At 60.9% G+C, this 10817-nt stretch carries 7 protein-coding genes; 3 read left to right on the plus strand and 4 right to left on the minus strand.

What is annotated here, in order from left to right; translation table 11 throughout:
* Nucleotides 1-9: 9 nt before the first annotated feature.
* The gene (locus tag EOS_RS41940; protein WP_047898124.1) at nucleotides 10-498 is read right to left on the minus strand and encodes an aminoacyl-tRNA deacylase; all 489 of its coding nucleotides are present in this window, start codon (nucleotides 496-498) and stop codon (nucleotides 10-12) included.
* 228 nt (nucleotides 499-726) lie between these two features.
* On the opposite strand from EOS_RS41940, the gene fusA reads away from it, so the two are divergent.
* A complete protein-coding gene (gene fusA, locus EOS_RS41945; protein WP_047898125.1) occupies nucleotides 727-2778 on the plus strand; it encodes an elongation factor G in 2052 nt (683 codons plus the stop codon).
* A gap of 139 nt (nucleotides 2779-2917) precedes the next feature.
* Here the strand turns inward: fusA and EOS_RS41950 are convergent, their stop codons facing one another.
* The 3 genes from EOS_RS41950 to EOS_RS43895 form a co-directional block, all read right to left on the minus strand.
* Entirely contained in the window at nucleotides 2918-4735 is a 1818-nt protein-coding gene (locus tag EOS_RS41950) for a PAS domain S-box protein (RefSeq protein WP_047898126.1), read from the minus strand.
* On the minus strand, nucleotides 4735-5844 hold the full coding sequence (locus tag EOS_RS41955) for an ABC transporter substrate-binding protein (RefSeq protein WP_047898127.1): 1110 nt from the start codon (nucleotides 5842-5844) through the stop codon (nucleotides 4735-4737). The genes EOS_RS41950 and EOS_RS41955 overlap by 1 nt, the downstream gene beginning before the upstream one ends.
* A 258-nt stretch (nucleotides 5845-6102) precedes the next feature.
* A complete protein-coding gene (locus EOS_RS43895) occupies nucleotides 6103-9063 on the minus strand; it encodes a PAS domain S-box protein (protein ID WP_053064263.1) in 2961 nt (986 codons plus the stop codon).
* 861 nt (nucleotides 9064-9924) lie between these two features.
* Here EOS_RS43895 and EOS_RS41965 point away from each other — a divergent pair.
* Together EOS_RS41965 and EOS_RS41970 are read left to right on the plus strand one after the other, a co-directional pair.
* Nucleotides 9925-10350, plus strand: coding sequence for a hypothetical protein (locus tag EOS_RS41965; RefSeq protein ID WP_047898128.1), 426 nt, complete (start codon nucleotides 9925-9927; stop codon nucleotides 10348-10350).
* 9 nt (nucleotides 10351-10359) lie between these two features.
* Entirely contained in the window at nucleotides 10360-10719 is a 360-nt protein-coding gene (locus tag EOS_RS41970; RefSeq protein WP_047898129.1) for a hypothetical protein, read from the plus strand.
* Nucleotides 10720-10817: the final 98 nt, after the last annotated feature.

The following is a 10817-nucleotide window of genomic DNA, read 5'->3' on the forward strand; positions in this document are numbered from 1 at the left end:
CGGGCTAGGTCAGGTCGGCATACCCTGCATGCGACGGGCAAAACGTGCCCGCTCGGCTCGGTCCATCAGATCCAGGAACTGATCCGTACCCATGTGAATCAGCGCTTCGTGGTCGCCGGCCTCGAAATAGACGTCCGGTTGGCTGGCGAGACTCTCGTCAAGATAGGTGTACATGCCATAGGCGGTGCACACCGGCGGAAGCGCTCCCGCGTCGCAATCCTTGAACAGTTCCCGCAGATCGACCTCTTTGGCCAGCATGAGGTGGTGGCGCCCAGTCTGTGCCCAAAGCTCGGATAGCCGCACGGCGTAGGTCGATGGCAGCACAGCCGCCACGTAGCCGTGCTCGTCTTCAAGAAGCACTGTCTTGGCGAGGCGGTCGCCGGGAATATGCGCAGCCGCCGCGGTTTCGATGCTGGAGTGACTGTACGGATGACGCACGATTTCGTACTGGGAGCCCTTGCTGCGCAGGCAGTCCTGGAGAGTGGCAGACATTGACATGACGCACCTCCTCTGGGGGGAAGGAAACGGGAGATTGTTGCGCGCGATTCTTTAAGGATAGTTCGCTTTCGCTCGCGTGTGAAAAACATGCTGACGGCAGCGCGGCGATTGCGCGGGCGTGACGCCGCTGCCACGAGCGTACCCGCGAATGGGACGATTACCCCGTATGGCACACGGGTCCGTTTTCGCCAATAATGGCCCCACATCCATTACTGGACGAGGGCGACGATGCGCTACGGCCCCGACTCTATCCGGACCATCGCCCTTCTCGGGCATGCCGGGTGCGGCAAGACCTCGCTTGTCGAAGCGCTGCTGCATCAAGGCGGCGCGCTCCATACGGCCGGCAGCGTGGAGCGCGGCACCACGGTCTGCGATTTCGACCCGCTCGAGCGCAAATATCAGCACTCGCTGAGCTCCGCCGTCACCCACCTGCACTACCGGGATACACGCATCTATCTGCTGGATACGCCGGGCTATCCGGACTTCTCCGGGCTGTCGATCGGTGCCCTGCCCGCTGTGGAGACTGCCGCCATCGTCATCAATGCGCAGACCGGCATCGAAATAACCACCCGGCGCATGATGGCGTGGGCGGGCGAGCGCAAGCTCTGCAGAATGATCATCGTGAACGGTATTGATGGAGAAAAGGTCGACCTTGCGGGCCTGTTGACGCAAATTCAGGAGACCTTCGGCACGGGATGTCTGCCGATTAACCTGCCGGCGCAGCGCGGCCGCCAGGTGGTGGATTGCTTTTTCAACCCTGCGGGCGACGCCGATATCCTGTCGGTTGCGGCGGTGCACAATGCGCTGGTCGATCAAGTGGTCGAGATCGATCCGGTGTTGATGGAGCTTTACCTGGAGCAAGGCGAGGCCATCAGCCCGGAGCAGTTGCACGAGCCCTTCGAGCGGGCGCTGCGCGAGGGTCATCTGGTGCCGATCTGCTTCACGTCGGCGATCAACGGCACCGGCATCGCGGAATTGCTCGACGTGTTCGTCCGGCTCCTGCCCAGTCCCTTGGAAGGCAACCCGCCGCTCTTCTACCGCGACGCCGGCGGGCGCGAGGAAACCGTGCGCGCCGAACCGGTCGCCGACAAGCACGTATTGGCTCACGCCTTCAAGATCGTCATGGACCCTTACATCGGCAAGATGGCCGTGTTTCGCATCCATCAGGGCACGGTCCGGCGCGATAGCCAGCTCTATATCGGTGACGCTCGCCAGCCGTTCAAGGTCGCCCATCTGATGATGCTGCAGGGCAAGGAGCACGTGGACGTCAGCCAGGCAGGTCCAGGCGATATCTGCGCCACGGCCAAGGTCGACGAGATCGGTTTCGATGCCGTGCTGCATGACGCTCCCGAGGACGGCAACATTCACCTGAGCCCGCTCGACTTTCCCACGCCCATCTACGGCCTGGCTATCGAGCCGGCGCGCCGGGGCAACGAACAACGCCTCTGGGAGATATTGCAAAAGTTGACTGCGGAAGACCCGTGCCTGCGCGTCGAACACCCGGTCGGCACCAACGAGACGGTGGTGCGAGGCTTGGGCGAGTTGCACCTGCGCCACATGCTGGAGCGGTTGTCCGAGCAGTACAAGCTCGAAGTGGTGACGCGGCCACCGAAGATCGCCTATCGAGAGACCATCGGTGCGGGGGCCGAGGGGCATTATCGCCACAAGAAGCAAACCGGCGGCGCCGGGCAATTCGGCGAAGTGATGCTGCGCGTGGAGCCACTGCCGCGAGGCGCCGGTTTCGAGTTTGTCGATGCCGTCAAGGGCGGCGCCATCCCTGGACAGTTCATTCCCGCTGTGGAAAAAGGCGTCCTCCAGGTCATCGCGAGCGGGCCGCTCGCCGGCTTCCCGATGCAGGACGTGCGAGTCACCGTCTTCGACGGCAAGAGTCATTCAGTCGACTCAAAGGAAGTCGCATTCGTCACCGCCGGGCGCAAGGCCTTCATCGATGCGGTGCTGAAAGCCCAGCCAATTGTGCTCGAGCCAATCGTGGACATCGAGGTGATGACGCCGGAAGCGGCGATGGGTGACATCATCGGCGACCTGTCCGCCAAGCGTGGGCAAGTGCATGGTACGCGCACGGCCGCCGGCAACGCCATGGTCGTCGCGGGGAAGGTGCCGCTGTCCGAACTCAACGACTATCAGTCGCGTCTGAACGCCATCGCTGGCGGACATGGCAATTACAACATCCAGCTCAGCCACTATGATCCCGTGCCCCCCGCTCAGCAGGAGCGCATGGCGTCGCAGCACAAAAACCATTGCGACAGCGCGGCGACGTGAGTGGCGTGCCGCTCGCGTAATCGGGATTGCTCCTTATCCGCTGGAAATATTCAACACTGTCTCGATTCTAATTCCTGTGATGTACCGAACTCAGTCTTCATGGCTCCAGCCCAAAACCGTCTAACTTTGCGAGGCCAGTTCAGTGAGCAGTGACGGAGCCATCCTGGATGCACAGGCGCACGACAGAACCGGAGCTCGCCTCGCTTTCTATATGCAGTTGTGCATCGATCAATCGGGCGCGTTCGGCCATACCCTGCAAGCCATACGAGTACCCGGCCCGGGCGGCGGCCATATCGAAGCCTCGTCCGTTGTCGCTGATGATCAACTCGATGCCAGCTTCGGTGTTGGCGAGCGTCACATCCACACGCGACGCGTTGGCATGGCGAGCCACATTGGTCAGCGACTCCTGCACGATACGAAATATCGCGGTCGCGCGGGCATCGGCCAGGTGCGGCTCAGCGCCTTCGCGATGGAAATGGCAGACAATTTGAGCGTGGCGGCTGAAATCCTCGGCGAGCCACTCCAGGGCGGATGCGAGGCCGAAATTCAGTGCGGCCGGCCGCAGGTGGCTGACCACGTTGCGCACGATCTGGATGGTTTTCTCGACCAGTTCGCGCATCTCTTCGACTTTTTGCATGGCAGCCGAACCGGCCGCGAGTTGCATCCTCAGCAAGGACACGTCCATTTTCAGTGCTGTGAGCAACTGGCCTAGTTCATCGTGAATTTCCATCGCGATGTGCTTCCTCTCCTCCTCGCGAATCGCCTCGAGATGCGCCGATAGTTGCTGTAGCCGTTCGCGCGAGGCCAGCAGTTCGAGCTCCGTCCGTTTGCGCTCGCTCACTTCCAGTTCGAGCTGGTCGCGATGACGGCGCAAGTTCTCGACTGCATGCTTGCGAGCAGTCACGTCGGTGAGCAACCCTTCGAGACACCGCGGGCTGCCGTCGTCGCCAGCGCGGCCACGCGCATTCAACTGGACCCAGATCGGATTGCCGTCGAGGCGGTTTAACTGCAGCTCGAGCCCGGCGATTTCACCCTGCACGCTGAGGAGATCAAACAGGGCCCCAGTTTGCATCGGTGAAAATGGCCGCTTGCCGGGGTCGCTGACCGCTGCCGCAATCAGGTCCGTCGCAGCGTCATATCCGAGCAACTGCGCCATCGCCGGGTTGGCTTCGTTCAGGTGTCCGCTGCGATCGAGCATGAAGATGCCTTCGAGAGAATTCTCCACGATGCTCCGGTACTTTCTCTCGCTCTCGCGCAGGCTCTCGGTCGACACGCGCAGCCGCTCCGCCATGGCGTTCACACGCGTGGCGAGGCGCCCCAGCTCGTCGCCGGATTCCACGGCGCAGCGAGCGTCGAAGTCACCGTCCGCGATCCGGTCGACCATTTCCTCGAGCCGGTTAATCGGGCTACCCACCATCCGCTTGAGCAGCAGGAAGGTCGCCGCGTAGAGTGCAGCGACGACGAGCGCCACCATGGCAAGGATGGCCCGGCGGGCGCCACTGATGGCCCGCTCGGCCACCGCCTTCGTGAGAACGACGCGGATCTCGCCAATTTTCTCCCGTGGAGCGTCGCCTGGAGGGTCATATTCGATCGACCTGATCCGTACCACGCTATCAGCCGGGTCAAGGTGTTGATCGCCCTTCGCGTTAGACACGATGCCGTAGCCCACTGCCGTGACCGTGAATTGCGCCACTTCGGGATTGGGCGCGAGCGCCGCAAGCTGGCTGTCGATTGCGCCGCGATCAACGTTCCATAACGGCTGTGCGAGCGAGTGGCTGTACAGGTCGGCTATCCGTGTGGCGCGTTCCTCCAGTTCCACGAGCCGGCGCTCACGCGAGTGTCCAATCAGAAAATACGTGGAAGTACCGGCCACTAGCGCGACGAGCACAACGAGCGCGAGCATCAGCTTGGTGTGCAGGCTGAGCGAGCGTAGCGTGAGTCGTGGAGGCAAACGCATCACGAAACCTCCGGCCTGGTGTTCAGGATATGTTTCAGACCGAAGTCGTAGGGACCAAGGCTTGGATGCATGTATTTCGAGTACGGGCCAAAGTCGAGTGTGTGCTCGCCGCTGAACACGACTTCGTTGTATCGAGCGACATTGTCACGATGGATGACGCTCAGGTAGTCGAGTTTCTGGCAAGCGCCTCCGTACGCAGCAAAGTCCATGCCGTGATGGTAGTCATGCAGCAGAACCATGGCCCAGGCACCGATGAAATAGTCGCCCGCCACCATGGCCGCGAGACCATCATCCGCTACACGGGCCAGCGCCTCCGGCAACGCCCCCATTCCTCCCACCAGAATGTGGGCGTTGCGCGCCTTGACTCCGCTCAACGCCCCGAGCGTCATCGAATCGTTCGCCGCCCAGATCACATTGGCTTGCGGATAGCGCGCAAGCAGCACGCGTGCCTTTTGATCGCTGTCGGCGTAGCTCCAGTCGCTGAAGACCAGTTGGCAGGTGCGCGCATCCGGCACCTTGGACAGGAACGCCTCGACGCCGGCGGCACGCTCCAGCGAGACGGGCGTATTGGGGTCGCCTGTAATCCCGATCACCCTCACCCCGCCTGACCCAAACCTGTGGCACAAATATTCCATCAGGCGGTACCCTCCGCGCGCGGCGTTTGCCGTCGCCGTGCCGATCCAGTTCGGGATCACCTCCCGTTCGTTACCGACTACGCGGCGCTGGGCAGGCGTAAGGTCATTGTGGATGAGCAGCACTTTTGCAGGCGAACGCGCCAGCGTCTTCAGCATCTGCTCGGCGGCCATCTTCTCGTTGACGATCACCACGTAGTCCGGCGCTTCGGCACGCCGTGCGACTTCCTCAGCCTGACGCAACATCAACAGGTGGTCACGTTCCGCGTACAGGACTTCCAGTTGTATGCCGAAGGTCTTTGCTGCGACAGCCATGAATCGCGATACCAGTTGCCATTGCTGACCCGTGCCGCGTTCGACAGCTTCTCCGGGGTTAAGGAACACCACGTGAGGCGACTGTGTGGATGCGAAAGCGGAGTCCGTCATGCATAGCAGGCCAGCATGCATGCACGCACGCAGTGCTTCTCTACGATTCATAAGACGATTCACCCGGTTGCTGCTAACGCGCTTGGTACTCGTCGTGCGGTCGGACACGATTGCTCGACGGGAAGGTAATCGCTCATTTTACTTATTGCGGTCCCGTTGCCAATATTTACCCGGCGGGACCGCGATTATTGGGGATTTTTTGCCCATTGACGCGAATCGAACCGGGCATACCCTCTGCCTGTCGGTAACCTGGCAAATGCACACGGGGGTGCAGTTGACGCTTCCTGGAAGGTACAAGACACATGGGTGTCACGTGTCGAGGTACCGCTCCACAAGCTTAAGGATGGCCTTGGACTGATACCCCTGTGCCAGCAAGTGGAGCCGGTCGGCGAAGGGGCGGTAGCATTCGTCGAGCCCTGCTGCCCACCGCGCAATGTCGCGCATGTTTCCCATCCGGGCCAGGTGGTGCAGGAGTTCCAGATCCTGCGGGGGCGGCGCAACCAGCGCCGCGCCCTCCTCACCCGCCACATGGGGCACTCCTTTCGGCTCGTAAGTCAGGCTGACTTTCAAGAGCCTGGCGATCTGTCGAAAGAACTTGTCCAGATCGATTGGTTTCGGAAGGAATGCGTTCACCCCGGCCGCCAGACTCTTCTCCTCGTCACTGCTGGCCGTGCGAGCCGACATCGCAATGATCGGCACTTCCTCGAGGCCCGGTAGTTGCCGCAGGCGACGCGTGGCTTCCAGACCGTCCATCTCCCGCATGACGATGTCCATCAATATCAAGTCCGGCCGTACGGTTTGGGCCTTCTCCTGTGCCTCACGGCCGTCGACTGCCTCGACTACGTCGAAGCCGAACTTGCTCAGCATGTCGAGCGCCATCACACGATTCGCCGCCACGTCATCGACCACCAGGATCTTCTTGCGCGGACCCGCGTAGCCGATCACATTCCGTTCGCATGGCGCCACGGTCTCGATCTTGACCGGTATCTCCTCCAGTTCAAACCAGAAGGTGCTGCCAACGCCGACCTGGCTCGTGACGTGGATATCACTGCCCATCAACCGCACGAAACTTCGGCTGATGGCCAACCCCAAACCGGTACCCCCGAGCCAGCGGCGCGGGTTGTTCACCTGCTCGAAGGGCTGAAAGATGACCTCCCACTGGTCGGCGCTCACGCCGATCCCGGTGTCCTGCACCTCGAAGCGCAGCCGGCTGGGGGGCGAAAAGCGCACCCGCAGGCTCACCTGGCCAAAGTCGGTGAACTTGACCGCGTTCGCCAGAACGTTCAAGAGGACCTGGCGCAGTTTGCCCTCGTCGGCACGAATTCCGCGAGGCAGGTCCGGCGCCAGGTCGCAGATAAAGTTAAGGCCCTTCTGTTCCGCTGTAACGTTGATGATTTCCGCAATGTTTCGTAAGAATTGCGGCAGCGCGATGTCGGTGAGGTTGAGGTCCGCCTTGCTTGCTTCAATCTTGGCGAAATCCAGAATATCGTTGATGAGCGTGAGCAGATGTTCGCCACTCTGCTGGATCACACTCAGGCCTTCGATCTCACGTTCGCCCAAGGTCTTGTTGCGTTTCAGGATCTGGGCGTAGCCCAGAATACTGTTCAGCGGCGTGCGTAATTCGTGGCTCATGTTGGCCAGGAATTCATTCTTCGCCCGATTGGCGGTTTCGGCAACCCGCCGTGCCTCCCGTTCCGCCTCGGCGCGCTTGCGCTCCGTAACGTCCATCGTCGTACCGATATATTCCGCGATGTCGCCCGAGTCCGAAGCGACGGCACGACCGACTGCCTGCAGGTGCTTGATTGCCCCGCCGGTGAGAACGATCCGGAACTCGACGTCGAAACCGCTGCAGGTCTGCCGCGCGGTCATGAGTTCACCCAGCACGCGCGACCGGTCCTGCGGATGGACGCGTTCCAGGAACAATTCGAACGTCGCGGCGGTTGTTGCACGATCGACCTCGAAGATTCGGTAATTTTCGTCCGACCAGACGAGCTCGCCGGACGCGAGGCGCCATAGCCAACTGCCGGTGTGGCTGATCCGTTGCCCTTCTGCGAGAAACGCTTCACTACGGCGCAACTCGTCTTCCGCACGCCGGCGATCGGTCATGTCGTGCGTCACTGCAAGCACGCACGGCCGGTCGCCGACCCTCACCAGCACGGCGGAGGTCGCACCCAGGCGACGTTCGCCCGTGCGCGTACGCAAGTGAAATTCGCCCGAGCAGACTATGCCGTCTTCCTTCAGGCCATCGAGCATTCGCTCGTACTTGTCGCCTTCGTCGACCAGATGCAGGTCGGCCGCTGTTTTGCCAAGCACCTCCGCCGGTGCATAGCCGAGAAGACGTGTGAAGCCGGCGTTGATCTCGATATAGCGGCGATCAGCCAGGTCGCGCAGGCTGATCGCGTCAGGCGTTGCGTGGATCATCCGCGCGTATTTTTCTTCGGACTGCCGCAATTCCTCCTGCGCACGTTTGCGCGGCGTGATGTCCTCGCACACAACCAGGACGATCGGCGCGGCGTCGTCTCGCTGTACCGCCCTGGCGGTTTCGCGCACCCACAACACCCTGCCATCCTTACGAACCTTGCGAAGCTCCCAGCTCATCGGCCGGCCGATCTGTTCGAGGCAGTCGGCAACGTTGCGTTGAACGTTCTGCCGGTCGGTCTCATAAAAAATCTTCAGTACGGAATCGCCGACCAGTTCTTCGACGGTGTAGCCGAGTTGCTCGGCACCCAGTTTGTTCACGTGCAGAATCGTGCCGGCCGCATCGACCATGAAGTACATAATCGGATTATTGTCGAAGACCGCGCGCCATTGCGCCTCGCTTTTTCGCAATGTGGTTTCGGTGCGCTTTAGTTCGTTGTACTGCTCGCGCCACGCACTCAACGATAACTGTGTCCCAATCTTCAGGAGCAACTCCGCAACCTGCACCGGTTCGTTCAGCCAATCGGCCGCGCCAATGGCATAAGCTTCGGCCGCCGCGACGGCGTGGCTTCCACGCGCGATGAATATGACTGGAATATCGGAGGTGTGCGGGTTGGATTTCAGCCTGCGGCAAATGTCGAATCCGCCGGGTCGCGGCGAGCTCACACCGAGCAAGATGAGCCGAGGCTGCTCCGAGTCGGCGCGTCGCAGCACCTCTCCCGCGTCATCAACCGCCATGACGTTGACGCCGCGTGCGCGCAGACCCTCGATTGCCTCGACCCACTCGTCAGAGGTGTGGCCGGCGATCAGGACCGTGCTATCCGGTTGGAGGTCCCAGGGATGTTCGTTCACCGTAGTTCTGCCTCTCGTTGCATGAACATCATATGCTTGTTCCCGCAGGGCAACTTACTCCCGGCGCAACCCTCCCCGGTTCTGCTTCCCATCCGGCCTGCCTCCGTCCCGCCGCGTATAAGCGGCTGAGGCCGGTGCGCTCATTTGAAGAGCCCTGGTATAGGGATTTCCTGATAGTCCAAAAGCAGCTATTCCGAGGGAAGTTTCAGCGTGTCCCGACTAAACAATCGGGCCTCGCAAGCCTACGATTGATGTATGGACGAGCCGCAGACACGAGAGCGTCTGCCGCATCGCATGCCTTGTGCGGTGTGCCAAAAAATCCTCGCCGAGACGTCGGCAACACCTCTCATGAAGCACATAAGGGCCGTCCAATGGCACGGTCTCAGGAACCAAGCGAAATGAACTTTGAATGGATGGACGGCAGTGTAAAACCGTCGCGCCCCGGTGTGTATCCGGTCAAGGACGCACACGGAACCGCGGCAAGGTACTTCGCGCGATGGACTGGAACTGTCTGGAATGTCGCATGCGCGTCCCAGGCCAGGGCCTCACTGGTCAACGCTGAATCGAAATATCAAAACCGTCAGTGGCGCCAGTGGGCGACGGATGTGGCAGCGTGAGCAAGTGCTTGCCAAGGCGGGTCGCACAAGTTCTGGTTGGCGCAAAGAGCGCTCTGACATGTTCTCGGGACGGTCGCGCAAAATCGTGTGATGAATAACGCAAGATCGTTTGATCGGCGTCATTGAAGCGTTGTTGTTTGAGCGTGGCGTGATCGTTAGCCACGTTTTTCGACCGCTTGCCGGATGCCGATACGGATATCAAGGACACCGGATATTCACCGTGTGCCAGTCAGGGAACCCAACCATGAAAACGCTGTGCTTTCTCACGCATCAAGAAATTTTCGATAAAGCCGCGCGTCACCTCTTCAGCCAAAGCCATGCCGGGCTGTCGCCGCGTAGAGGCGGCGCATACCGTGGGTACTGCGGTGGATGCCCGGTTGGCAACTTCATCGCCCCGGGCGATTACATCACGGCCATGGAAGGTGTCCCGGTTCTCTTCGTTGGTGCGGCTGCGAACGTGGCGCCCTCTTCCATGGAGGCGGCCATCAGGGCCCTCAAGCGGGCGCTGTTGCGCTCGCGGATCAACGTGTACGACCCGTCGACCGTCGAGTTGCTCAGTTGTCTTCAGAACGCCCACGATGTCTTCGGCGAATGGGAATGGCGCGATCGCCTGGAATCGATTGCGTGCCAGTTTGGTCTTTGCGCCGATCTTCTCGAACATGCTGCGTGAGTCACGTCCATGCTAAGCGCCAAAGAAATTTATGAGCGCATACGCGACCATCTCCTGACGCAGCGCGCCGTCTCCGAAGACGAGAACGGATCCTGTCGGCTGCGCTCCGACGACGGCCGCAAATGCGCGATCGGGTCACTCATTCGCGATGACCTGTATTGCCCCGATATCGAGGGCGTCGGCCTCGCCTACTATCGACATGCACACGATGGCGCGCTTCCACGGGTGCTTTATGCATCCGGTGTCGATGTCTACGATGAACGTATTGTCGAACTGCTGACAGAACTCGAAGAACTACACGACAACGCGCACATTGACAAGTGGCCGCAATTGCTCGCTGCGCTAGGTCAGCGGCATGCGGTGATCTGACGGGCGAAAGTCGATTCTCTTCCACCCAGGACGGTCAGTCCGCACGACCAATCATGCACGTCTAATCAAGCACTTTTCGAATTCTCGACGAGTGCAAT

It is taken from the genome of Caballeronia mineralivorans PML1(12), assembly GCF_001028175.1.
In the GTDB taxonomy this organism is placed as follows: domain Bacteria; phylum Pseudomonadota; class Gammaproteobacteria; order Burkholderiales; family Burkholderiaceae; genus Caballeronia; species Caballeronia mineralivorans.

Bases quoted from the DNA above. Each gene is read 5' to 3' on its own strand.
- fusA (WP_047898125.1), top strand. From the start codon at position 727: ATGCGCTACGGCCCCGACTCTATCCGGACCATCGCCCTTCTCGGGCAT.
- EOS_RS41950 (WP_047898126.1), bottom strand. From the start codon at position 4,735: ATGCGTTTGCCTCCACGACTCACGCTACGCTCGCTCAGCCTGCACACC.
- EOS_RS41965 (WP_047898128.1), top strand. From the start codon at position 9,925: ATGAAAACGCTGTGCTTTCTCACGCATCAAGAAATTTTCGATAAAGCC.
- EOS_RS41940 (WP_047898124.1), bottom strand. From the start codon at position 498: ATGTCAATGTCTGCCACTCTCCAGGACTGCCTGCGCAGCAAGGGCTCC.
- EOS_RS41970 (WP_047898129.1), top strand. From the start codon at position 10,360: ATGCTAAGCGCCAAAGAAATTTATGAGCGCATACGCGACCATCTCCTG.
- EOS_RS41955 (WP_047898127.1), bottom strand. From the start codon at position 5,844: ATGAATCGTAGAGAAGCACTGCGTGCGTGCATGCATGCTGGCCTGCTA.